Raw genomic sequence first — 23674 nt, 5'->3', positions numbered from 1 at the left:
GCTCGTGCTGCATCACTCTTGAGGATGGCAGAAATGACCATCGGCAAGATCGTTACGGTGATAGACGACGACGAAAACGTCCGGATCGCCATCGAAGGATTGATCCGCTCGCTCGGACACACGGCGCGCGGCTTTGGATCCGCGCCGCAATTCCTGGCCTCCGACGCCCGCTCGACGACCTCTTGCCTGATCACAGACGTGCAGATGGCCGAAGTCAGCGGCCTCGACCTGCACGCTCGTTTGACCGCCGAAGGTGGCGCGCCTCCGGTAATCTACATTACCGCGTTCCCGGACGAGAGGATCGAAGCTAGAGCCCGCGCCCTCGGCGCGATCGGATTCCTGAGCAAGCCTTTCGACGCGGAAACTCTGGTACACTGCATTCAGCGCGCGCTGGCATCCGGCCCTGATGGCCGGGCCTGATTGGCAGGCCGAGCGCCACAACTGGATCGGTGCCGTGAAACAGATCGACGCCCCGATGGAGTTGGTGCGGCGCGAAGGCGGCTTGAGCGTCTTTCGGCGCCAAGCCGACAGCATGGCTCCACCGAACCTGGTGGTGATGGCCGATCTCGACGATCCGCCAGCGGCACAGCAGCTTGCCCGTGAATTCGCCCTCACCCGCGATCTCGATGCTGATTACGTCCTCCGCCCGAGCGAACTGGTGACGATCGACGGCCGCGCCGCGCTGATCATCGATGACCACGACGCCCAGCCTTTGTCCGAGAAGCTTGGGCAGCCGCTGCCGGTGGCGCGGCTGTTACGTTGGGGCATCGGCATCGCGCAGGCGCTCGGACACATTCACGGCCAAGGCCTGATCCACCGCAATCTGAATCCGGCCGCGGTCTGGATCGACCAATCCGATCGGGTTTGGCTGACATGTCTCGCCTGCGCCTCGCGGCTCAACCGCGAACGTCCCGATATCGCTGGGAGTGAGATCGGATCGCCGACCTACATGTCGCCGGAACAAACCGGGCGGCTCAATCGCTCGATCGATGCGCGGAGCGATCTCTATGTTTTCGGCATTCTGCTCTACCAGATGCTGGCCTCGGGCAGCCTACCGTTCTTCGCCTCCAGCCCGGGCCAGTGGATCCACTATCACATCGCCCGCCGACCGAACCCGCTGCCGAATGCTTCCGCGGCCACCATCGCGATCGAACGGATTGCATTTCGGCTGCTCGAAAAATCAGCGGATGACCGCTATCAGACCGCGCTCGCCGTCGAGCGCGATCTGCGGGCCTGCCTCGCGGCGTGGGAGACCAACGGCACAACGGCCGGCGTCCGTCTGACCGAGCACGACGCCGCCGGCATCGTCCGAATGCCGGAGAAGCTGTACGGCCGCGAGGCCGAGATCAACGTGATCCTGTCCGCCTATCATCGCGCCGCCTCGACCGGCACCACCGAATGGGTCCTGATCTCTGGATATTCCGGCGCCGGCAAATCATCGGTGGTCAACGAACTGCGCAAGAGCCTTGCGCCGACCAATGGCTGGTTCATCGCCGGCAAGTTTGATCAGTACAAGCGCGACATCCCATTCGCCACCCTGGCCCAAGCCTTTCGCTCCCTGGTGCGCCAGATCCTCGGCCTCGACTCCGCGACGCTCGACCATTGGCGCATCACGCTGCAGGACGCGGTCGGCGAGCACGGCGAGCTGATGGTCGATCTGGTCCCGGACCTCGCCTTGGTGATCGGCGATCAGCCGCCGCTGCCGGAGTTGCCGCCGCAGGAGAGCAAGAGCCTGTTCGAAGCTGTGCTGGCCCGCCTCCTCGCCGCGATCGCACGTGCCGAGCATCCGCTGGTGCTGTTCCTCGACGACCTGCAATGGCTAGACAAGGCGACCTCGGAATTTCTGGCGCGGCTCGCGCAAAACATCGACACCCGTCATCTTCTCGTCGTCGGTGCCTACCGCGATAATGAAGTGGACGACAGCCATCCGCTCTCATGCGCGCTGGCGGAGATCCGGCGCAGCGTGTCGCATATCGAGGAGATCCGCCTCGCTTCGCTCAGCGCAGACGACATCTGCGCGCTGGTCGCCGACGTGCTGCGCGCCGAGGCCGACCATGTCGTCCCGCTGGCAGAACTGATCCATCGCAAGACGGGCGGCAATCCATTCTTCGCGATTCAGTTCTTTTCGTCCCTGGTCGACGAGCAGCTCGTGAGCTTCCATCTGCTGCATCACGAGTGGATCTGGAACATCGATCTGATCGACCAGAAGGGCTTCACCGACAACGTCGTCGATCTGATGAGCCGCAAGCTCCACCGGCTCCCGTCCCGCACCCGAGACGTGCTGCAGACGTTCTCCGCTCTCGGTATGAACGCCGAAGCCTGCCTGCTGGCGCAGCTCCGCGACATCACCGTGGAGGAAGTCCACAGCGCGCTGCAGGACCTCGTCGCCAACGAACTGCTGCTGCGTACCGAGAACGATTACCGGTTCGTGCATGACCGCGTGCGCGAAGCCGCCTATCGGCTGATCGATCCTTCGGATTTGCCGGCCGAGCATCTGGCGATCGCCAGACACCTTGCCAATTCCGTTCCGAGCTCGTCCGACGCCTTGTTCAGCATCGCCAATCACTACAATCTCGGGGCGTCGCTGCTGTCGTCCCGCTCCGAGATGGTGCTGGCCGCCGGCTACAATCTGAAAGCCGGCCGCGCCGCCAAGAAGGCGATCGCCTACAGTTCGGCGCGGGTCTACCTCGCGGCAGCGCTCACCCTGCTCGGCGAGAATCGATGGGCCGAGCAACCCGATCTGGCCTACGACGTCGAATATCAGCTCGCCGAATGCGAGTTTCTGACCGGCGCCCTGACGGAAGCAGAAGAGCGGTTGCGCGATCTCGTCACCAAGGCACGTGGCGAAATCGCAATTGCTGCCGTGGTCGCGCTGCAGATCACGCTCTATACCGCGATGGATCGCAGCGATCTCGCAATCGAGGCGTGTCTCGCCTATTTGCGCGACGTCGGCATCGTCTGGTCGCGGCATCCGGACCGCGAGGAGGCGAGCGCCGAATACCAACTGCTGAACCAGCGCCTCGGCGGCCGCAGTATCGACTCCCTGCTCGATCTTCCGATTTCGAGCGACCGTCCTCGATCGGCTGCGCTGTCGGTGATGACGGCGGCGCTGGCGCCGGCGTTCTTTACCGATCTCAATCTGGTATGCCTGCTGCTGTGCCGAATGGCCAATCTCAGCATTCAGCACGGCAACACGGATGCTTCCGCCCTCGCCTATGCGTATCTCGGCATGGTCGTCGGCCCCTGCTTCGGCGACTACGCCGCCGCTCTCCAATTTGGCGACCTCGGGCTACGCCTGGTCGAAACCCGCGGCTTCGGCCAATACAAGGCGCGCGTCCACCTGACCTACGGCGCCCATGTGTTGCCTTGGGCTCGCCCCCTGCACGAGGCACAACCCTATCTGCGGCGCGCTTTCGAGGAGGCCAACGAGACCGGCGATCTGACCTATGCGGGCTTCTCGTCGTGCACCCTGATCACCAACCGGCTGTCGGCCGGCGATCCGCTCGACGAAGTCGAAGTCGAGGCCTCCGCCCGGCTTGCGCTGATGAAGCGGGCGAAGTTCGGCCTGATTGTCCACATCATCACCACGCAGCTGCAGTTCCTGCGATCGCTGCGCGGCGAGACCGCAGCATTCGGCTCGCTCAGCAGTGAGGGCTTCGACGAAGAGCAATTCGCCCGCGAGCTGGCGGCGAACCGTAGCCTAGACATCGCGTTGTGCTGGTTCTGGATCCGCAAGATGCAGGCGCTGTATTTCGCCGGTGATTACGTCGCGGCATTCGCAGCGCTGCGCAAGGCTCAGCCGCTGCTGTGGAGCACCGTCGGCCACCACGAATATTCAATCTACTATTTCTATGTCGGCGTGATCAGCGCCGCCAACATGGACTCGCCTACGCCGCCCGCGCCGTATGCCGAACTCGCCGAACTGTTGGCCGACGCACATCGGCAAATGGCCACCTGGGAAATCCATAATCCCGAGAACTACAAAGGAGCGCGGGCGCTGCTGGAAGCCGAAGTCGCGCGGCTGCAGCAACGCCCGTTCGAAGCGCTGCGGCTATATCAGCAGGCGATCTCGTCGTCGCACCGCGGCCGGGTCTCGCAGGTCGAAGCCATCGCCCACGAACTGGCCGCATGCTTCTGCCGGCAACAGGGCCTCGACACCGCCTACCACGCCCATCTCGCCAAGGCGCGCGACGGCTATCAGCAATGGGGGGCGTTCGCCAAGGCCGCCCAGATCGATCGCCTGTATCCGGACGTCGTCGCCGCGCTTTCCGCATCGGCTCAAGTTCCTTCAAGCATCGCCGAGAGCTTCGACCTCGCCGCCGTGCTGCGCACCTCCGAGGCAGTCTCCAACGAATCCGGCGTGCCGAGGCTGATGGAAACTCTGATGACCTTGGTGCTCGAGCACGCGGGCGCGCAGCGAGGCCTGCTGATCCTGCCACAGGATGACGAACTGTCGATCCGGGCCGAAGCCAGGACCGCCGAATCCGGGATCGAGGTCGTCCTGCGCGACGACATCGCATCGACAGACGAACTGCCTCGATCGATCGTCAACTTCGTCGCCCGCACCGGCGAGGCCATCACCATCGACGACGCTCTTGTCAGCCGGTTTGCTGATGACCCTTATGTGGCCCGGCTGAAGGCGCGATCAGTCCTGTGCCTCCCGCTGATGAAGCGCAGCAAGCTGATCGGACTCATCTTTCTGGAGAACAATCTCGCTGCCGGCGTGTTCACGCCCGGCAAACTGTCGGTGCTCAAGCTGCTGTCCTCGCAGGCGGCAATGTCGCTGAAGAACGCCTTCCTAGAAGAGAAGGACGCACTGGTCGACGCGTTGCAAAAATCGCAGTCCGAATTGATGCGGATGTCGCGCCTGACTGCCATCGGCGAACTGGTGATCTCGATCGCCCATGAGATCAACCAGCCCCTCACCGCGATCATCACAAATGCCGACGTCTGCCTGCGCTGGCTCAACAACGAACAGCCGTCGATCGACGAGGCCAAGAACGCGGCGAGCCGGGTGATCGAAAACGGCCGGCGTGCCGCGGACGTGGTTCAGACCATCCGCGGGCTTGCAGTGAAAGCGTCGCCACAAATGGCTCCGCTCGACATCAACGACGTGGCCCGGGAGATTCTGTCGATCATCCAGAGCGAGCTGCGCCATCACAGCATTCATCTCGAGTTCCGGCTCGGTGGTGGTGACGCGGTCGTGCTCGGCAACAGAGTTCAGCTCCAGCAGGTGCTGCTCAACCTCGCGATGAATGCAATCGAGTCGATGGCGACGATCGAAGGCCGCCGAGTGCTGACGGTCGCCAGCGCCACCAGCGATCCGGGCAGCGTCACCGTCAGCGTCACGGATAACGGTCTCGGCTTCGATGAGGACCGGATTGATCAGTTGTTCGAAGCGCTGGTGACGACCAAGCCGCAAGGCATGGGGATGGGCCTATCGATCAGCAAATCGATCGTCGAAGCCCATGGCGGGCGGCTGCTCGCCACCTCGCTGAAACCGCACGGCGCGCGTTTTCAGTTCACGCTCCCGCGATCAGCTTAAGTCCGGTTGCACGGCTCGCTTTCGCCGCAGCAAGTGCCTGCCGGACGACGCCGCGCGTCCATCATCCGAACATCCAAGTTCTCGTGCGAACCGACAAGAGCCGCCGGCACATACGCCTTAGATCAAGGTCGCCGAGATACGGTCTCAACGAGGAGTCACGCGATGCCAAATTCGTCCTCTCCCACAGTGGTGCTGGTGCATGGCGCCTGGGCCGATGGTTCAAGCTGGCGGCTCGTGATCCCTTATCTCCTCAGCCAGGGCATCCCGGTGGTCGCGGTACAGAATCCGACCACATCCCTCGCCGCGGACGTCGAAGCCACCAGGATCGTGCTCGACAGCATTCAGGGCGACGTCGTGCTCGTGGGCCATAGCTGGGGCGGCGCGGTGATTACCCAGGCCGGAAACGACCCGAAGGTCAAAGCCTTGGTATTCGTCGCCGCCCTGCCGCCGAAGGTCGGCGAATCCGTCGGCGATCTCGTCGGCTCGCATCCGTCGCCGCCGGGCCTGAGCCAGATCGTCGATGACGGCCACGGCCATCTCAAGCTCAGCGAAGCAGGATGGGTCAACGACGTCGCGCAGGATCTTTCGGAAGACGAAGCGCGCGTGCTTGCGGTGCTGCAGCCGCCGCTGCCGACCACCACCTTCGCCGACAGGATCAGCAAGGCTGCGTGGGAAACCCGGCCGAACTGGTACATCGTCTCGACCGACGACCGCATCGTCAGCGTCGAGCTCGAACGCGAACTCGCCGTCCGCCTGAAGGCCAAGACCACCGAGCTGAAGGCGAGCCATCTGTCCATTTTGTCGCAGCCGCAGGCCGTCGCTGACGTGATCCTCGACGCCGTACGCACCGTGGCGGGCTAAGCCATACGCTGCCAAGCCCCTCAACCTGGAGACCACCGATGAGCACTCCTGATCACGAGAATGTGCCGGGATCGTCACGAGCGCTGCACCCCAGCGCTCTCCACATCACCCGGCGTGACGCGATCGTGGGTGCCGCCTGCGTCGCTCTTCTTCCCAGCACCGCCATCGCACAGCCGGCCCACCCTCAGCGACCTTCACAAGGAGACCAACGAATGAGCAGCGGATTCGTCAAGACCAAGGACGGCGTCGACATCTTCTACAAGGATTGGGGCCCGAAGCAGGCCCAGCCGATCGTGTTTCATCACGGCTGGCCGCTGTCGTCCGACGATTGGGACGCACAGATGCTGTTCTTCCTGGCCAACGGTTATCGCGTGGTCGCTCATGATCGCCGTGGCCATGGCCGCTCGTCTCAAGTCGACACCGGCCACGACATGGATCACTACGCGGCCGACGCATCCGCAGTCGCCGAGCATCTCGACCTGAAGAAGGCCGTGCACATCGGTCACTCGACCGGCGGCGGTGAAGTCGCGCGTTACGTCGCCAAGTTCGGTGAGCCGCAGGGCCGGGTCGCCAAGGCCGTGCTGGTCTCTGCCGTGCCACCGCTGATGCTGAAGACCGAGAAGAACCCCGGCGGCCTGCCGATCGAGGTGTTCGACGGCTTCCGCAAGGCGCTCGCGGGCAATCGTGCGCAGTTCTTCCTCGACGTCCCGGCCGGGCCTTTCTACGGCTTCAACCGACCTGATGCGAAGACGATGCCGGGCGTCGTCAACAACTGGTGGCGCCAGGGCATGATGGGTAGCGCCAAGGCCCACTATGACGGCATCAAGGCGTTCTCCGAGACCGACCAGACCGACGACCTGAAGGCCATCACCGTGCCGACGCTGGTTCTGCACGGCGAGGACGACCAAATCGTGCCGATCGAGGACTCCGCGAAGCTGTCGGTCAAGCTACTGAAGAACGGCAAGCTGAAAACCTATCCGGGCTATCCGCACGGCATGCTCACCACCCATGCCGACGTGCTGAACGCCGACCTGCTGGCGTTCGTGAAGGAATAAGGCCCCACGCCAACCAAGCAGCGGCCCGGCCCGACCCATCGTCGCGCCGGGCCGTTGCGTGTTGCCTGACGTCTACCACCCGTATTGTAACTGTGCGCCGAGATAGTCGCTGCTGCGGCCACCGGCGGTGCGGATGGTGTCGCCGACTTCGAAATGCACCGCTTCGATCGCGCCGGTGAGATGCGCATCGAAGGCGTAGTCGAGGCGGAGCTGGCCGTAGGCGCCGGTCCAAGCGCTGCCGGCCCCTGCAGTGCCGGCCACCGGCACACTCGGCTGAACGTAGATCGCGTCCGCCGTGGTCGCGCGCCATTGCAGACCAACCGCCGCCATCAACTTGAGCCGGCTTGCCGGCGAGACGGTGATCGACGGCTTGAGATGAACGAGGTTCGAATAGCCGGTGAAGCCAGCCAGCGTGAAGTAATAGCCGTTCGGGAACAAGGGATTGAAGGTGCCGAGCACGCCGTCTTTCGGGTGATCGTCACCAGACGCCGCATCGAACTGCAGCCCGAGCCGCGGCTGCCAGGCGGCGGGCAGCGTGTAGCCGGCGCGGGCACCCACCGCCCAGGCCCGAGCAGCGGAGGTCCCCACCTGCCCGGTCTGCCCCATCGCCTCGAGGTCCCAATCGAGCGGCCCCTGCTTGCCGGCGAAGCGAACGTCGAAGATATGCCGGCGCTCATCACCGAAGGCATCGAGATAGCGCGCGCCGGCACGTTCATACAGCGAGTAATAGCCTGATAGCTCGTTGTCGCCGAGCACCTTACGTTCGATGCGGAGCGTGCTGAAGCGGAACTGATCGGACGAGCGGTCGTCGAACGGGCTCTCGTCGAAATACTGCACCGGCCGGCTGACGAATCCGATGAACCGCCAGGTGCCGGTCTCCCAATCGGCCCACACCGCGTCGAACGATTGCCGAACGTTGGGCCCGTCGCGCGACGAGACGAAGCGCTGCAGATCGAAGGCAAAGTCTTGCCGACCAACGCGGGCCTTGAGCAGCCCGCCGGAGAACTGCTTGGTGTATTCGAGAAACGCCAGCCGCAGGTCGACCCGATCCTGATCGACAGAGGTCACGTTCAGCTTGTCGAACGCCCGATCGTCCTCGAGCTGGACGAACGCCCGCCAGTTGGCATCGAAATGCACATCGGCGTGGAGTTGCAGCCGCTGGATGACGTAACTGTCGCGGGCATTGCCGCCGGTGCCGAACGCCGGGGCATCGTTGAACTCGAACCGCTCGCGCAGATTGGCACCGAACGAAACATAGCTCTTCGGATCAGATACCCACAGCGGCACATATTTCAGGGAGTCGAACGGCTCGGTCCGCAGCTTCGGATCGGCCAGCACCGACCAATCCTCTGCCCACCGATTGGACTGGATCGAGGGCCGCGCCGGGGCATCATCAGCCGCGCGGGCAACACGGCCGAAGGCGATGAGCGCGACGGAGGCCAGCAGCACGAAGCGCAAGCGCGCCGCGCGCCGATCTCCACCGCGCTCTCCGCCGGCCGCCGTCACTCGGCTGCCGCCGCGTGCCGCTGCGCCGCGGCGTGGATCTCCGCCACGTAGCCTCCGGGGAATTGCAGCATCGCGGCCTTGCGGTCCTCGAACGAATAAGGCGGCACCAGCACCGTCACCCCTGCTTCCTTCGCCTTGGCCATCGTCGCCTCCAGATCGGCGACTTCATAGCCGGTGGTCTCGTGTCCGTAAGGATACGGCAAATGCCCGTCGGTGACGAACACGCTCATCTTGCCGAATGCAGATTCGATCCGGATCCGTTTGAACTTGGCGTCGGGTTTCCCAACCTCGGCGCCGGATGCGGCGCTGCTGTCCGACACGACCCGGCCGTGCGAGAACTTCACGAAGCTGCGCACGAACGCCTCGGCCCGATCGGGCGCGACATACACCCGGTTCTCCGGGACTGAAGTGAACGCGGCATAGTCCGGCTTGGTCGTGTGCCAATACAGCTGCATGTTGACTCCGCCGGGCCACTGCACCACCGCGTCGCGTCCGATCGGATCCGGGAAGGTCGACACGATCACGGACGCGCCCGCTGCGCGCGCCTGCCTGATCGCCACATCGATATCGCGGACCAGATAGCCGTTGCGCTCACCGCCGAACGGATACGGGATCGGCGTCTTGAAGCCGAACAACGACACCGTGCCCACCGGGGTCTGCAGCAACTGCGAGGTCGTGCTGCTCGGCGTCGGCGTCACGGTCGCGACCACCTGCTTGGTGCTCTTGCCCCCGAAGGTGGCGAGAAAGCTCGCCACGAATTTGTCGACGTCCTCGGGTGCCACATAGACATGTGTGGTGTCGTATTGCGGCGCGACCGCGACCGATGGGTTGGTATGGCGCGTCTGCTTTGCCGCCGCCGGCGAACTCAGCGCGGCGGCGATCGCCAGCAACAGAAGGGGTTTCGAGATCTGTTTCACGGAAGTCTCCTCGCCAATATCAGGACGTCGATCGCCGTTGGTCGGACAGCATCGCCACCAGCACGAAGCCGGCGATCAGTCCGAGATGTTCAAAGAAGGCGTTTGCCTGTATCCCACGATCCGCCGCGGGCGCGGACCAGAACGCATTCGCCGTCAGCATCGCCACGAAGGTCAGGACGCCAAGCGCGCCGGCACCAAACCAGACCAGCCGATCGGCGAGCACCAGGAGCGAGCCACCCAGTTCGACGATGATGGCGAGCGATGCCCACAGCCAGCCGGGATGCAGGCCGAACCTCTGCTGCTCGGCCACAGCCCCGGCGAAGTCGAACAGCTTCACCACGCCGCCGAGCAGATAGCCGGACACCAGCGCGAAGCGCGCGGCGTGCCAGAGCAGCGACGACGACAGGATCGTCGCCGCCCACCTCGGCTCGTCAGCCAGCCTCACCTCACACCGCCCAGCAAGCGCAGCCCAGCGCGCCCCAGAAACTCTTGAGATCGGAGACCGGCAGCTTGCTCGACCACGCGGTGGCGTGATCGTGGCCATGCAGCGTGCAGCTGTTGGCGCAGCCGCACGACGTCATCGCCTGTACCGCGACCTTGCTGGCGGCGTTTTGGTCGTCCGCCCAGGCCGCATAGCCGCCGAACCGGCGCACCGGCGACCAGTCCGGCATCGCCGGCGGCGGCGCACTGTCGTCGAGAGTAGCGAACTCGCCGGCGCCATACACTACCTTGCCGCCGACCATCGTCAGCAGCGCGGTCGTATCGGCAATTTCGGCTTCGCTGCAGGAGAAATAGTCGCGGTCGGGCACCACCACGTCGGCGAGCTGGCCGACGGCGATGCGCCCCTTGTTGCCTTCCTCGTTCGAGAACCAGGTGACGTTCTCGGTCCACATCCGCAGCGCGGTTTCCCGGTCGAGGCAGTTCCGCTGCGGCGTGATCCGCAGGCCGCCCACAGTGCGGCCAGTCACTAGCCACGATAGCGACACCCACGGATTGTAGGACGCGACCCGGGTCGCATCGGTGCCGGCCGAGACCTTAACGCCGCTGTCGAGGATACGCTTCACCGGCGGGGTCGCCTCCGCGGCGCCGAAGCCGTAGCGCTCGACGAAATATTCGCCCTGATACGCCATCCGGTGCTGCACCGCGATGCCGCCGCCAAGCGCCGCGATCCGGTCGATCGAGCGATCCGAGATCGTTTCGGCATGATCGAAGAACCAGTGCAGACCGTCGAGCGGCGTGTCCTGGTTCACCTTCTCGAACACGTCGAGCGCGCGGGAGATGGTCTCGTCATAGGTCGCGTGCAGACGCCAGGGCCATTTGTTCTGCACCAGGATGCGTACCACCTCTTCGAGCTCGCCTTCCATCTCCGGCGGCATGTCGGGGCGAGGCACCCGGAAATCCTCGAAGTCAGCGGCCGAGAACACCAGCATTTCTCCGGCACCGTTGTGCCGGAAGTAGTCGTTTCCCTGCTTGTATTTGGACGTCTTGGTCCAGTTGAGGAAGTCGTCCTTTTCGCCCTTCGGCTTCTGCGTGAACAGATTGTAGGCGAGCCGGATGGTCAGCAGCCCTTCTTCGTCGAGCTTCTGGATCACCGCGTAATCGTCGGGATAGTTCTGGAAGCCGCCGCCGGCGTCGATCGCGCCGGTGACGCCGAGCCGGTTCAGTTCGCGCATGAAGTGGCGGGTGGAATTGACCTGATAGTCGAACGGCAGCTTCGGCCCCTTCGCCAGCGTTGCGTAGAGGATGTTGGCATTCGGCTTGGCGAGCAGCAGACCCGTGGGATTGCCGTTGGCATCGCGGGTGATCTCGCCGCCGGGCGGCTCCGGCGTATCCTTAGTGTAGCCGACCGCGCGCAGCGCTGCGCCGTTGAGGATGGCGCGGTCATACAGATGCAGCAGGAACACCGGGGTGTCCGGCGCCACTGCGTTGAGTTCGTCGATCGTCGGCAGCCGCTTTTCGGCGAACTGGTGCTCGGTGAAGCCGCCGACCACGCGCACCCATTGCGGCGGTGGCGTGATCGCCACCTGGCGCTTCAGCATGTTCATCGCATCGGCGAGCGAACGGACGCCATCCCAGCGTAGCTCCATGTTGAAATTCAGGCCGCCGCGGATGATGTGCAGATGGTTGTCGATCAGGCCAGGCAGCACCCGCCGGCCCTTCAGATCGATCACGCGGGTCGAAGGACCAGCGAGCGGCAAGACATCGCGGTCGTGCCCGACCGCCGTGAACCGCCCGTCCGAGATCGCCACCGCACTGGCGGTCGGGTTGCTCCGATCCAGCGTCGTGAACAGGCCGCGATGCAGGATGATATCGGGCGCGGTGCTCATGAGTGCTTCTCCATCTGGTGCGGTTCGGAAGTTGAGGACGTCTCAGCGGCGCGGCGGCTCGGCAGCATGCCGAAGATGTGCGGCGTGCACCTGGCGTCGCGCCATGCGGCCGCGAGGCTGTGGCCGGAGATGATCTGGCGCGCCACCGGCACGATCTGCTCGCCGGCCAGAATGCCGAGCAGTCCGATCAGCGCCACCAGCGGAGGCGCGGGCGAGCGCACGTTGAGCAAGCTGTAGATGATGCCGACCAACAGGCCGGCACCGAGCGACAGCAGATATACTTTCATCGTGCTCTCCCCGCGCCAATCGCGTCAGGCGGCCTTGGTGCCGCCCTCGGAGGCGTGTTCGCCGAGCGCCCACTTGGAGAAACGGATCTGGATGCCGTAGGGCGAGTGGGCCCGCAGGATGTCCATCATGCCCTCATAGGTCTCCGAGCGCGCCCAGTCCTGCTGCAGTTCGAACGCGTACTGGCAGGAGGTGATCGGCACCGCGCCGGCCTGAATCGCGCGCTCCATCGAGCGGTTGTGCGCTTCCATCGACAGATCGCCGCAAGCATCGGCCGGAATGTAGATCTCGTAGCCTTCTTTCAGCATGTCGAGCGTCGGGAACATAACGCAGGCTTCAGTCCAAAGCCCGGCGATCACGAACTTCTTGCGCCCGGTGGCAGCGACGGCCTTACGGAAATTCGGATCGAGCCACGAATTCATCGAGGTGCGGTCGATGATGTCGAGATTCGGAAACAGCTCGGTGACTTCCGGCATGAAGGGGCCGGAGAACGAATCCTTGGCCACCGTGGTCAGCACCGTCGGGATCTTGAACAGCTTCGCCGCCTTGGCGAGGATCTGGATATTGTTGAAGACCACAAGACGGTCGTGCGACTGCACGCCCTGATACATCGCCGGCTGATAATCGATCAGCGCGATCGCGCTGTTGTCGGGCGTGAGCATATCCAGTTTCGACATCGGAATTCTCCAAGTTCGGGGCTGAGCTGAGGCAACTGGGGGCGATCATGCCCTGCCCGGCGCACAGATCGCTTGGACGAACCCGTCACCGCTTGCACGAACGCGCGGCGCCCTGCTCACGCCGACGACGACATCTCACCGCAGGTGCACCGCGGTGGTCAGGACAGCTCATGCGAGTTCGGGCTTGATGACGGGCGATCCTCTCGCGCCTGACGCCGCACTCAAACATTCAAACCGCATCAAGGTCTTGCAATCTCGCTTGGCGCCGCCGCGATAGATTTCCGCTTTGGCAACCAGCGCCGGACAGATCACGAGCGCCTTCAACCCAGCGAGGACCGATGAGCAGTGTTGAAGGCGGCCAGCAGACGAAGGCTCCGCCACGCCCCTCATCCTGGGCAGCCTTTCACCACATCGCCTTCACGGTGGTGTGGACGGCAACGGTGGTGTCCAACGTCGGCACCTGGATGTTCAATGCCGCCTCCGGCTGGCTGATGACCAGCCTGGAGGCCGACCCGCTGCAGGTCGCGCTCGTGCAAGTCGCGTCCAACCTGCCGATCTTCCTGTTTGCCATTCCGGCGGGTGCGCTCGCCGATATCGTCGACAAGCGCAAATTCTTGATCGTGGTGCAGATCGTCCTGACCGTGTTCGCCGGGGCCAGCGCGGCGCTGGTGTGGTTTGGCCTGATGACGCCGCCGCAGCTGTTGCTGTTCACATTCCTGCTCGGCGCCGGCGCCGCCTTTGCCGCGCCGGCGTTTCAATCGATCGTGCCGGATCTGGTGCCGAAGCAGGATCTCGCCTCTGCGGTCGCCAGCAACGGCGTCGGCATCAATATCAGCCGCGCCATCGGCCCGGCGCTGGGCGGCGTCGCGATCGGCAGCCTCGGCATCGCCGCGCCGTTCTGGATCAATGCGGTCAGCAACCTTGCGGTGATCGCCGCCCTGATTTGGTGGCGCCCCGCTCATTCGCGCAGCGGCACGCTGCCGCCGGAACGGCTGATCGAAGCGCTGGTCACCGGCATCCGTCACGCCCGGCACAATACCGAGCTGCGCGCGACGCTGGTGCGCGCGGTGGCGTTCTTCTTCTTCGCCAGCGCCTATTGGGCGCTGCTCCCGCTGATGGCCCGATCGCGGATCGCCGGCGGGCCGGAACTGTACGGCATCCTGCTCGGCGCAGTCGGCGCCGGCGCGATCGGCGGCGCACTCGCCCTGCCGAAGCTGAAGGCCGCGCTCGGCCCCGACCGGCTGGTGGCCGCCGGCACGCTCGGCACCGCGCTGTGTCTGGTGATGCTCGGCCTTGCCCGGCAGGTCGAACTCGCTGTCGCCGCGTGCCTGCTCGCCGGCGTCTCGTGGATCGCCGTGCTGGCCAGCCTCAACGTCTCGGTGCAGGTCGTGCTGCCGGATTGGGTCCGCGGACGCGGCCTGGCGATGTTCGTCACCGTGTTCTTCGGCGCGATGACCGCAGGCAGTGCGCTGTGGGGCCAGATCGCCTCATCGTTCGGCCTGCCGATCGCACATTTCGCGGCTGCGGCGGGCGCAGTGCTCGGCATTGTGGTGACTTGGCGATGGAAACTCAAAGCTGGCGCTGACGTCGATCTGTCACCCTCGATGCACTGGCCGACTCCGATCGTCAGCATCGATGCCGAACCGGATCAGGGCCCGGTGCTGATCACGGTCGAGTACCGAATTGCGCCGAGCCATCGCGAGGCGTTTCTCAGCGCGGTGCGGCATCTCAGCCGGCAGCGGCGGCGCGACGGCGCCTATCAATGGGGCGTGTTCGAGGATGCGGCCGATCCCGGCCGCTTTGTCGAAACCTTCAAGGTCGCTTCATGGCTGGAGCATCTCCGCCAGCACGAGCGCGTCACCAATGCAGATCGGGTGCTTCAGGAGCAGATCCGCTTGTTTGATGCCGAACCAAAAGTGACGCATCTGATCGCCGCGCCGCATGGGCACATCAAACGGCAGCCGGCGCATCCGCCGCAGACGTCGTGATGGCTTAGCGCGCCGCTGCGCGCGTCACGATCTGCAGGAAGTTGTCGTTGAGCCGGCGCGCCGCCTCCGCAAAACCGGGCAAGAGCCCAGTGGTCTCGTCGGCAAGCTTCGCGGCACGCTCGCGCCCGAGCGCCGTCTCGAGCGAAGCCGCATAGGCGGGAATTTGCTGCCATTCAGGCACGGTGCGGTCGGTGATCTCGACGTGATACTGCAGCCCGTACGCCGCAGGGCCAAACCGGAACGCCTGCACCGCGCAAGCATCATTGCGCGCCAGCACTTCGCCGCCGGCCGGCAACGTCGCGACTTCGGCCCCATGCCATTGGAAGGTCTGCAGCGGGCTGGAAAGACCGGCGAACAACGGATCGGTTGCGCCGGCCGCCGTCAGCTCGACTTCGCCCGGACCAACCTCAGGAGTCTTGCCGAGACGGACTTCGCCGCCGAGCGCCGCCGCGAGCAACTGATGCCCGAGGCAGATCCCAAGATACGGCCGGCCAAGCTCCTGGACGAAGCGTCGGATCGCAGCCTTCTCCGGCACCAGCCAAGGATGCTCGTCTTCCTGCCAAACGTCTTGCGGGCCGCCCATCACGATCAGAGCGTCATACGGCTCCAGCGCTGGGATCGGTTCGCCTGCATCGAGTTCGACTGCATCCCACACGATCCCCGCTTCGCGCCAGAACTCGCGGAAGATCCCAGGATGCTCGACATCGACGTGCTGAAACACCAGGAAGCGCAGTCCGCTTCGGTTCGGGCTGGTCGCGATGCTGTTCATGTCGGCCCCGCTCAGATCGGCGCGTGATGCGCGCCACCGATGGCGCGGTTTTGGCCGATACGCTGGCATCGAGCAAGCGCGATAAATGAGCAGCGCCCGTCGAAGCGCGACGGTACCAATCTACGTTTCCCCTGCTTTGCGGAGCAGATAGATGTCCATCACCCAGCCCTTGGCGGCACGCACCTGGCGGCGGACACGCTGAATCTCGGGCGCAATCTCCGGGAGCTTGCCGGCTACCAGAACTTCATCGTCCATGCCGAGGTTCGCGCCCCAGAAGATTTCGGCCCCCTCGGCGTCGATCTTGGTGAAAGTCTCCTCGCCGTCGAGCATCACCACCGTTGTCTCGCCCGACCATCGCCCCGCGGCGGCGAGCTTGCGCCCTGTCGTCACCGTCACGGGTTCGCCGATGCCATTGAGCGCGATGCCATGACGCGCCGTCAGCGCCTGCACCGCGGTGATGCCGGGAATGATCTCGTAGTCGATCGCCATGCCGCCCGCGCGCAGCCGGTCGAGAATGCGGATCGTGCTGTCGTAAAGCGACGGATCGCCCCACACCAGAAATGCGCCGCAACCATCCTCCGACAGTTGCTCGGTCATCGCGTGCTGAAACCGATCGGCGATCTGGGCGTGCCAATCGTCCACCGTAGCGCGATAATCCTGCGGCTGCGCTTCACGCTTGGGGATGTCGATGGTGACGAAGCGGTAGCCCGGCGTCTTGATGAAGCGCTCGCAGATCTGCTCGCGCGCCAGGCGCAGCTCGGCCTTTTCTTCTCCCTTGTCGGGAATGAAGAACACGGTCGCGCGGTTCAGCGCCTCGACAGCCTGAAGGGTCAGGTAGTTCGGACCGCCCGGCCCGATTCCGATCAACAAGATCTTCCGCATCGTCGTCCTATTCCGCCCGCGAACGCCGCTTCACCGCGCCAGCGCCAGCAAGGCATCGAGATCGAGATTGCTTTCGCAATGATCGGCGAGCGCGTCCAGCGTCTCCTCCACCCGCCGCTCGAAATCGAGCCCGGACGACGCAGCACCGATCTGTGCCAGCCAGGCAGAGCGGAACGCATCGCCGCCGAAGATGCCGTGCAGATAGCCGCCGATGACGCGGCCGTCCGCCGAGACTGCGCCTTCGGCGCGCTCGGTGCTGCCCTCCTTGAGCTTCAGCCAGGGCCGCGCCAGACCTGGGCCGGTGGTCCGGCCCATATGCATCTCGTAGCCAACGACGCGGCACCCGCTGACCCGATCGATCGCATCGATCTCAATCAGGCGCTTGTCGCCAGAAATCTCGGTCTCGATGTCGAGCAAACCAAGCCCGGCGGTCTCGCCCACGGGCCCTTCAATGCCCTGCGGATCGCGCACCACGCGGCCGAGCATCTGGAAGCCAGCACACAGACCGACAACGCGGCCGCCGCGGCGGACGTGGGCGTGAATGTCGATATCCCACCCCTCGCGCCGGATCAGATCGAGCTCGGTGCGGGTCGCCTTCGAGCCAGGCAGCACCACGACATCGACATCGGCCGGAATCGGCGAGCCCGGCTGAATCCACTGCAGATCGATGTCGGGCTCCGCCACCAACGGATCGAGGTCATCGAAATTGGCAACGCGCTGCAGCCGCGGCACCGCGATCTTCAGCTTGCCCCGGCTCGCCGCTGCGGCGCGCTCCAGCGCCAGGGAGTCTTCTGCCGGCAACCGGTCGGCGCCGGGAAACCAGCGCAGCACGCCGAGGAACGGCCAGCCGGTCTCCGCCGTGATGGTCCGGCAGCCGGGTTCGAACAGCGAGAAATCGCCGCGGAACTTGTTGATGAGATAGCCGACGACGCGGGCGCGATCGCCCTCGCTCAGCAGCACGTAGCTGCCGACCAGTGCCGCCATGGTGCCGCCGCGATCGATGTCGGACAGGAAAACGACCGGCAGATCGGCCGCCTCGGCGAACCGCATGTTGGTGATGTCGGAGGCGCGCAAGTAAACCTCGGCGCCGCTGCCGGCGCCTTCGACCAGCACCAGATCAGCCTCGGCAGCGAGCCGCTCGAAGCTGTCGACCACCGCCGGAATCAGCCGCTGCCGCATGTGGTGATAGATTCGCGCCGGGCAGTTGCCGAGCACGCGTCCGCGCAGCACCACCTGGGCGCCGATCTCGGACTGCGGTTTCAGCAGCACCGGGTTCATGTGAATCGACGGCGCCACGCCGCAGGCGCGCGCCTGCAGCGCCTGGGCGCGGCCGATCTCGCCTCGAACTTGTTCGCCGTTCGGACCGAGCGGCAGATCCGAGTCGGACGCGACCGCGGCGTTGTTGCTCATGTTCTGCGCCTTGAACGGACGAACCACCAACCCACGCCGGGCGAAGGCGCGGCACAGCCCGGCGACCACCATGCTCTTGCCGACGTCCGAACTGGTGCCCTGGATCATCAGCGAGCGGGCGCGCCGGGGCCCGGCCGTCGAGCGCAGCGTGAATTGGATACGGGAGATGAGCTCCTCGACATGGGCGTCGGTCATGAAACCACTCGATGGCATGGAGTTGAGAGGAAGCAGCGCAGGCGCCCGCGCCTGCGCTCGAACGTGATCGGCAGCCGCGGTATCACTCAGCCATGGCCGGCCATCGCCACGACGCCGAGGAGCAGGCCGATCTGGATCATCTGTTCGGTGGCGCCGAGCACATCGCCGCGATAGCCGCCGATCAGCCGGAGCGCGATCCACGGGGCCACCAACCCGAACACGCCCGCGACCAGAAGCCCCACGATCGCCGCCGGCGGATTGAGCATGACCAGCCACAGCGCCCCGAGCACGCTGAACGCAGCCAGACCGAACCAGCCTGCCGAACTGATCGCGCGCGTCGGATAGTTCAGCTTGCCGGTGGCCGCGTCGCCGGCATAAGGCAGCGCCGACATCGCCGCGACGATGCCCGTCCGCCCCAGACTATAGCCGGCCACCAGAGTAGCGACGCCAAGCCACGGCGGCAGGCTCGCCAGCGCTGCCACGCGGATCGCAAAACTCAGGACCAGCGCCACCGCGCCATAGAGGCCGAGGCGGCTGTCCTTGATCAGCGCCAGGCGCTGCTCGCGGGTGCGGCCGCCAAACAAGCCGTCCGCTGTGTCGGCGATGCCGTCTTCGTGCAGCGCGCCGGTGAGCGCCGCGCCAGCGGCGACGGCCATCATCGCCGGCACCACGCCGGACCAGATCAGCGAGCCTGCGAGCAGCACGCCACCGCACACAAGACCGATCCCGGCGCCGACCAGCGGAAAGTACTTCGATGCGCTCAGCAACCAGTCGTCGTCGAACAGCGCGGCGCGCGGCGTCGGCACCAGCGTCATGAACTGCACGGCGTTGAGCAGGGATTGGATCTGCCGGCTCACGCGCGCGATCCGAACCGGCCCGCCAGCACGTCCGACAGCGCGGCGAGATCGTTGAGGATGCCGGCAGCGGCGCGCAGCAGCGGAACGGTCATCAGCGCACCGGTGCCCTCGCCGAGCCGCAAGCCGAGATCAAGATACGGCGTCGCCTGCATCGCTTCGAGCAGCACACGGTGGCCGCGCTCGGCCGAGCGATGGGAGAATACGCAGTAATCGCGCGCCGCGGGCTGCAGCCGCACCGCCAGCAGCGCAGCGGCGCTGGCGATGAACCCGTCGATCACCACCGGCCGCCGCGAAGTCGCAGCGCCCAGCACCGCGCCGGCCATCATCGCGATATCGAATCCGCCGAACTCAGCGAGCACGTCGAGCGGTGCGGTGGGCTGCGCCCGCGCCGCCGCCTGCTCGACGATGGCGCGCTTGTGCGCGACGCCGGCATCATCCATCCCGGCCCCGCGTCCGACGCAATCGATGATTGGAGCCCCAGTCAGCGCGTGGGTGATCAGCGCAGCAGACGTTGTGTTGCCGATTCCCATCTCGCCGATCGCAACGATGTCGAGCCCACCCACAATATCCTCGCGCACCAGATCGGCCGCTGCCGTGATCGCGCGCGCCGCCTCCTGATGAGTCATCGCCGGTTCGTGGCGTGCATTGCGGGTGCCGCGCCGGATCTTGCGATCGATCAGCTTGGGATGTGGCGGCATGTCGGCATCGATGCCACCATCGACGATCCGCACCTCGGTCGCCGCCGCTTTCGCCAGAACGTTCACGCCGGCGCAATCTGCCAGATACGCCTCGACCATCGAGCGTGTCACGCTCGCCGGATACGGCGACACCCGATCGGCGGCGAGGCCGTGATCGCCGGCAAAGATGAACACCGTTGCACGCTCAGCCCGCGGCGGCGCCGGATGCCAGATCAGCCCGAGCTGCACGGCGAGTTCTTCGAGCCGGCCGAGCGAGCCCGGCGGCTTCGCCTTGCCGTCGAGCCGAGCCCGCAGCTCGGATTCATGGGAGGGATCGACCGGCGAAACGGAAAGGATGCGTGGATCAAGCAAGGGCGCGTGCATTCGGAGGCTCGACAATAAGAATGCTGCCGCCGTGACGGCGGGCAGTGAAGACAGTCGAACGACCATCGTGGCGGCGACAGCAAAGCTGTGCGCGCTGGTTCGTTCGGGCGACGACGGGATTTCTCCGCGGAAAGCGGAGGCGCGCGTCAGGTCGGCGGTCGGTGCAGCATGTCTGTGTCCTTCTTCGACCCACCGTCGAATGGCATGGTTTCGGACTTCGGCCGGTCTCCTGGCTCGCGGACATTGTCCCGGTCGCCTTCCCGAGCGGCTTGCGAATGCCGTGCTCAGTGGCGGTGTGACCGGAAGCGGTCCGCTTACAGTTGCGGGGGCAGCCGCGGACTTGGCGATTGCTCGCCGCACCGCATTCCCGTTTCACCCTTCGAACGAAGGGCACCGAAGCGAGCGGCACCACAGCACGGCGACGCCACGGGCGCAAGATTGACAACAACCCGGAGCCGCCCTCTAAGACGAAGGTCCACCAAGCCGCGCTTTTCTTGGCCGCTCTCGAACGGCCCTGGCGCATCATCTCGACCGGATTGACCGCATCTTGCTGTGGGATGTGACGGTGATAGGCGGCGGAATCGCCGGTCTTTGCGCGGCAATTGCCGCGCGCCGCGGCGGCGCTGCAGTCCGCCTGCTCGAAGCGGCGCCGCAGCCCCTACGCGGCGGCAACACGCGCCATGGCCGCAATTTCCGGCTGACACACGAGACGCCGCTCGAACACGTCCCCGATCGCTACACAGCAGATGAACTGCGCGCCGAGCTACGCAGCGTGACGGGCGACGGCACCGACCAAGTGCTGACGGAACTGCTGATCGAACGCGCACACAGCATCGCCGGCTGGCTGATCGAGCACGGCGTACATCTGCAGCCGCCTGGCACCGGGGTGATGCCGTATTCCCGCCGCACCGCATTCCCGCTGGGTGGCGGCAAAGCGATGATCAATGCGCTGTACGCCACCGCCGACCGGCTCGGCATCGCGATCAGCTACGACAGCGAGGCACGGTCGCTGCTACGCGCCGAAGACGAGGGCTGGACGATCAGCGTTCGATCCGCTGGGGCTGACGACAGTATTCGCACGCGCAGCGTCGTCGTCTGTGCCGGTGGCCCCGGAGCCGACCCCGCCTGGTTGAGCGACAATTTCGGCAGCGCCGCCGAGGGCTGGATGGTCCGCGGCACGCCATATTCGGACGGTCGCTTGCTCGATCTGCTGATCGCAGCCGGGGGCTGTGCAATCGGCGATCCGACCACCTGTCATGCGGTTCCTGTCGATGCGCGCGGGCCGCAATTCGATGGCGGCATCGTCACCCGGATCACGTCGATTCCGCTCGGCCTCGTCGTCGATCGATCCGGTGCTCGCATCGACGTCGCAGGGGCCGGATCGCAGCCCACCCACTACGCCAAATGGGGACCGAAGATTGCCATCTGTCCCGGCCAGATCGCTTATCTGCTGCTCGATGCAGCGGGTCTGGCCCGCGCTGCGCCATCCGCGCTGGCGCCGGTCACTGCGCCGAACCTCGGGGAACTAGCTGCCGCGCTGCAGATCGATCCCACCGGTCTGTTGCAAAGCATTGAGGACTTCAATGCCGCCCCGGTCAACGCCGCGCGTCCCATCGCGGTGCCGCCATTCGCCGCCTATCCGATGCGGCCGGGGCTGACGTTCGTGCACTACGGCATCAAGGTGGATGCAACGATGCGGGTGGTCCAGGCCGACGGGCACCGTCACGACGATCTGTTCGCGGCCGGCATGATCATGGCCGCGAATGTGCTGCGCCGCGGCTATCTCGCCGGGCTCGGCATCACCCTATCGGCAGTGTTCGGCCAGATCGCCGGCGAGGAGGCGGCGCGCCATGTCCGCGGCTGATAAGATGTCAGAAGCCGAGCGCGTGCTGCGGATCTGCAGCGCCTGCATGTATTGCGATGGGCTCTGCCCGGTGTTCCCGGTGATCGACGGCAAGCACAGCTTCAGCCTGAGCGATGTCAGCTACCTGTCGAACCTCTGCCATAACTGCCAGGGCTGCTGGCACGATTGCCAATACGCACCACCACATCCGTTCGCCGTCAATCTGCCGGCGACGTTCGCCGAACTGCGCCAGCGCTCTTATGCGGACCATTTGTGGCCGCCTGCGCTCGGTCGCGTCTTTCGCGCCTCATCGCTCGCAGTACCCGCCACCGTCGCGCTGGCGCTGCTGATCACCTTCGGCCTCGTACTAGACACGGACTCATCGGCATTGCTAACCGCCCACGCGGGCGAAGGCGCGTTCTATCGCGTGCTGCCGTGGCCGGCGATGGCCGGACTCGCAGGCGGCACGTTCGCCTGGGCGGTCATCGCGGTCACGCTGGCGACGCTGCGATACTGGCATACGATCGCGCCGCAGGTGACGGTCCGCGAGATCGTCCGCGCGCTGCCGGCTGCTCTCTCCGACATCATTACGTTGCGTCACCTCGGCGGCGGCGGCCCCGGCTGCCATGACCATGATGAGCGCACCTCGCAGCGGCGGCGGATCTTGCACCATCTGACCGCCGGCGGCTTCGTGCTCAACGGCCTGTCGACGATCGCGGCGTCCGCTTATCATCATCTGCTCGGCGTCGTGGCGCCCTCCCCGGTCGCCAGCCTGTCGGTGATGCTCGGGCTCGTCGGCGGCGTGACGATGACCGTGGGCGCGGTGGGACTGCTGGCATTGGAAGCGCGGTCCGACCGCGAGCCGAGCGACCGCGGCGAGACTAGGCTGAACGTCGCCTTTCTCATCCTGCTGGCCCTGGTGGGCGCCAGCGGGCTCGCGGTGCTCGGCTTCCGCAGCACGCCAGCGATGGGGTTGCTGCTCACCACCCATCTCGGGTTGGTGTTCGGCCTGTTCGCCGCGCTGCCGTTCAGCAAAGCGCTGCACGCGCCGTTCCGGGCGGCGGCGCTGCTGCGTGTGGCGATCGACAGCCGCCGCCGCACGTTGGCGCGAGCCCCGGAGGCCTCCGGCGATACGCCTTGATCCCGATCAAGCTGGCGCGAATTTGATGACGGCTCTTGGCAGCCAGTTGCCAATGATGGTCGATTGACAGTTCGCCGTTTCCGTCCCAAACATCCCGCGCCGACGGTGTCCTGTCCTCGGACAGGACGAAGAGGGAATATCGGAAGATCGCTGCCCGCGGTCGAGCCGAAGCTGCCCCCGCAACTGTAAACGGTGAGCCGACGCAACACGCCACTGGAGATATTCCGGGAAGGCTGCATCGGCGACGACCCGTGAGCCAGGAGACCTGCCGTCGCCTGCTATGTTGACGTCGTTTCGGGCGGGGTGCCCCGGGATGTCTTTCGGCGGTCCGGAGTGCAGGTCCGTTCGCCGGTTT

At 65.6% G+C, this 23674-nt stretch carries 18 protein-coding genes and 2 riboswitches; of the genes, 7 read left to right on the top strand and 11 right to left on the bottom strand.

The window, feature by feature from the left end; translation table 11 throughout:
• Window positions 1–33 precede the first annotated feature (33 nt).
• The 4 genes from RPPS3_RS10825 (at window position 34) to RPPS3_RS10810 (ending at window position 7461) form a co-directional block, all read left to right on the top strand.
• A complete protein-coding gene (locus tag RPPS3_RS10825; RefSeq protein WP_107346554.1) occupies window positions 34–420 on the top strand; it encodes a response regulator transcription factor in 387 nt (128 codons plus the stop codon).
• Window positions 407–5545 carry a trifunctional serine/threonine-protein kinase/ATP-binding protein/sensor histidine kinase gene (locus tag RPPS3_RS10820; protein ID WP_107344074.1) on the top strand — a complete coding sequence of 1713 codons (5139 nt, stop codon included), beginning with the start codon at window positions 407–409 and terminating at the stop codon, window positions 5543–5545. The genes RPPS3_RS10825 and RPPS3_RS10820 overlap by 14 nt, the downstream gene beginning before the upstream one ends.
• A gap of 162 nt (window positions 5546–5707) precedes the next feature.
• Entirely contained in the window at window positions 5708–6406 is a 699-nt protein-coding gene (locus RPPS3_RS10815; protein WP_107344073.1) for an alpha/beta fold hydrolase, read from the top strand.
• Between the two features lie 212 nt (window positions 6407–6618).
• Complete coding sequence (locus tag RPPS3_RS10810; RefSeq protein ID WP_011157660.1) at window positions 6619–7461, top strand: alpha/beta fold hydrolase; 843 nt, start codon at window positions 6619–6621, stop codon at window positions 7459–7461.
• Window positions 7462–7533: 72 nt separating this feature from the next.
• On the opposite strand, the gene RPPS3_RS10805 is transcribed toward RPPS3_RS10810, so the two are convergent.
• Genes RPPS3_RS10805 through RPPS3_RS10780 form a run of 6 tightly spaced genes read right to left on the bottom strand, consistent with a single transcriptional unit; the run spans window position 7534 to window position 13173 of the window.
• The gene (locus RPPS3_RS10805; RefSeq protein WP_107344071.1) at window positions 7534–8967 is read right to left on the bottom strand and encodes an alginate export family protein; all 1434 of its coding nucleotides are present in this window, start codon (window positions 8965–8967) and stop codon (window positions 7534–7536) included.
• Window positions 8964–9884, bottom strand: a complete 921-nt coding sequence (locus RPPS3_RS10800) for a VOC family protein (protein WP_107344070.1) — start codon at window positions 9882–9884, stop codon at window positions 8964–8966. Before RPPS3_RS10800 ends, RPPS3_RS10805 begins: the two co-directional genes overlap by 4 nt.
• A gap of 19 nt (window positions 9885–9903) precedes the next feature.
• Window positions 9904–10329, bottom strand: coding sequence for a DoxX family protein (locus RPPS3_RS10795; RefSeq protein WP_107344069.1), 426 nt, complete (start codon window positions 10327–10329; stop codon window positions 9904–9906).
• A 1-nt stretch (window position 10330) separates the two neighbouring features.
• Window positions 10331–12211 carry an amidohydrolase gene (locus RPPS3_RS10790; protein ID WP_107344068.1) on the bottom strand — a complete coding sequence of 627 codons (1881 nt, stop codon included), beginning with the start codon at window positions 12209–12211 and terminating at the stop codon, window positions 10331–10333.
• Window positions 12208–12498, bottom strand: coding sequence for a XapX domain-containing protein (locus RPPS3_RS10785; protein WP_107344067.1), 291 nt, complete (start codon window positions 12496–12498; stop codon window positions 12208–12210). Before RPPS3_RS10785 ends, RPPS3_RS10790 begins: the two co-directional genes overlap by 4 nt.
• 24 nt (window positions 12499–12522) lie before the next feature.
• A complete protein-coding gene (locus tag RPPS3_RS10780) occupies window positions 12523–13173 on the bottom strand; it encodes a hydrolase (RefSeq protein WP_107344066.1) in 651 nt (216 codons plus the stop codon).
• A gap of 338 nt (window positions 13174–13511) precedes the next feature.
• Between RPPS3_RS10780 and RPPS3_RS10775 the strand changes: the two genes are divergently transcribed.
• Complete coding sequence (locus tag RPPS3_RS10775) at window positions 13512–15161, top strand: MFS transporter (protein WP_107344065.1); 1650 nt, start codon at window positions 13512–13514, stop codon at window positions 15159–15161.
• Between the two features lie 4 nt (window positions 15162–15165).
• Here the strand turns inward: RPPS3_RS10775 and RPPS3_RS10770 are convergent, their stop codons facing one another.
• The 5 genes from RPPS3_RS10770 to cobT all read right to left on the bottom strand — a co-directional run bounded on the left by RPPS3_RS10770 (window position 15166) and on the right by cobT (window position 20335).
• Complete coding sequence (locus RPPS3_RS10770) at window positions 15166–15930, bottom strand: type 1 glutamine amidotransferase (RefSeq protein ID WP_107344064.1); 765 nt, start codon at window positions 15928–15930, stop codon at window positions 15166–15168.
• Window positions 15931–16050: 120 nt separating this feature from the next.
• Window positions 16051–16812, bottom strand: a complete 762-nt coding sequence (gene cobF / locus RPPS3_RS10765; RefSeq protein WP_107344063.1) for a precorrin-6A synthase (deacetylating) — start codon at window positions 16810–16812, stop codon at window positions 16051–16053.
• Window positions 16813–16842: 30 nt separating this feature from the next.
• Window positions 16843–18417 carry a cobyric acid synthase gene (locus tag RPPS3_RS10760; RefSeq protein ID WP_107344062.1) on the bottom strand — a complete coding sequence of 525 codons (1575 nt, stop codon included), beginning with the start codon at window positions 18415–18417 and terminating at the stop codon, window positions 16843–16845.
• An 86-nt stretch (window positions 18418–18503) separates the two neighbouring features.
• Window positions 18504–19274, bottom strand: coding sequence for an adenosylcobinamide-GDP ribazoletransferase (locus RPPS3_RS10755; RefSeq protein WP_107344061.1), 771 nt, complete (start codon window positions 19272–19274; stop codon window positions 18504–18506).
• Window positions 19271–20335: a nicotinate-nucleotide--dimethylbenzimidazole phosphoribosyltransferase gene (gene cobT, locus RPPS3_RS10750; protein WP_107344060.1), complete on the bottom strand. Its 1065-nt coding sequence runs from the start codon at window positions 20333–20335 to the stop codon at window positions 19271–19273. Before cobT ends, RPPS3_RS10755 begins: the two co-directional genes overlap by 4 nt.
• Before the next feature lie 202 nt (window positions 20336–20537).
• Window positions 20538–20748: riboswitch (cobalamin riboswitch) on the bottom strand.
• A 146-nt stretch (window positions 20749–20894) separates the two neighbouring features.
• On the opposite strand from cobT, the gene tcuA reads away from it, so the two are divergent.
• Together tcuA and tcuB are read left to right on the top strand one after the other, a co-directional pair.
• Window positions 20895–22199, top strand: coding sequence for an FAD-dependent tricarballylate dehydrogenase TcuA (gene tcuA, locus RPPS3_RS10745; protein WP_107346553.1), 1305 nt, complete (start codon window positions 20895–20897; stop codon window positions 22197–22199).
• Complete coding sequence (gene tcuB, locus RPPS3_RS10740; protein WP_107344059.1) at window positions 22186–23319, top strand: tricarballylate utilization 4Fe-4S protein TcuB; 1134 nt, start codon at window positions 22186–22188, stop codon at window positions 23317–23319. Before tcuA ends, tcuB begins: the two co-directional genes overlap by 14 nt.
• Window positions 23320–23406: 87 nt before the next feature.
• Window positions 23407–23606, top strand: a riboswitch (cobalamin riboswitch).
• Window positions 23607–23674 lie beyond the last annotated feature (68 nt).

Origin of the sequence: Rhodopseudomonas palustris, from assembly GCF_003031265.1 — a bacterium.
In the GTDB taxonomy this organism is placed as follows: Bacteria; Pseudomonadota; Alphaproteobacteria; order Rhizobiales; family Xanthobacteraceae; genus Rhodopseudomonas; species Rhodopseudomonas palustris_H.
The sequence above is the reverse complement of the archived record's forward strand: the minus strand, read 5'-3'. Positions and strand labels throughout refer to the sequence as shown.

Coding starts and splice junctions, on each gene's coding strand:
- RPPS3_RS10770 (WP_107344064.1), bottom strand. CDS start 15,930: ATGAACAGCATCGCGACCAGCCCGAACCGAAGCGGACTGCGCTTCCTG.
- RPPS3_RS10775 (WP_107344065.1), top strand. CDS start 13,512: ATGAGCAGTGTTGAAGGCGGCCAGCAGACGAAGGCTCCGCCACGCCCC.
- RPPS3_RS10810 (WP_011157660.1), top strand. CDS start 6,619: ATGAGCAGCGGATTCGTCAAGACCAAGGACGGCGTCGACATCTTCTAC.
- RPPS3_RS10780 (WP_107344066.1), bottom strand. CDS start 13,173: ATGTCGAAACTGGATATGCTCACGCCCGACAACAGCGCGATCGCGCTG.
- RPPS3_RS10825 (WP_107346554.1), top strand. CDS start 34: ATGACCATCGGCAAGATCGTTACGGTGATAGACGACGACGAAAACGTC.
- cobT (WP_107344060.1), bottom strand. CDS start 20,335: ATGCACGCGCCCTTGCTTGATCCACGCATCCTTTCCGTTTCGCCGGTC.
- RPPS3_RS10815 (WP_107344073.1), top strand. CDS start 5,708: ATGCCAAATTCGTCCTCTCCCACAGTGGTGCTGGTGCATGGCGCCTGG.
- RPPS3_RS10790 (WP_107344068.1), bottom strand. CDS start 12,211: ATGAGCACCGCGCCCGATATCATCCTGCATCGCGGCCTGTTCACGACG.
- RPPS3_RS10820 (WP_107344074.1), top strand. CDS start 407: ATGGCCGGGCCTGATTGGCAGGCCGAGCGCCACAACTGGATCGGTGCC.
- RPPS3_RS10785 (WP_107344067.1), bottom strand. CDS start 12,498: ATGAAAGTATATCTGCTGTCGCTCGGTGCCGGCCTGTTGGTCGGCATC.
- RPPS3_RS10760 (WP_107344062.1), bottom strand. CDS start 18,417: ATGACCGACGCCCATGTCGAGGAGCTCATCTCCCGTATCCAATTCACG.
- tcuB (WP_107344059.1), top strand. CDS start 22,186: ATGTCCGCGGCTGATAAGATGTCAGAAGCCGAGCGCGTGCTGCGGATC.
- cobF (WP_107344063.1), bottom strand. CDS start 16,812: ATGCGGAAGATCTTGTTGATCGGAATCGGGCCGGGCGGTCCGAACTAC.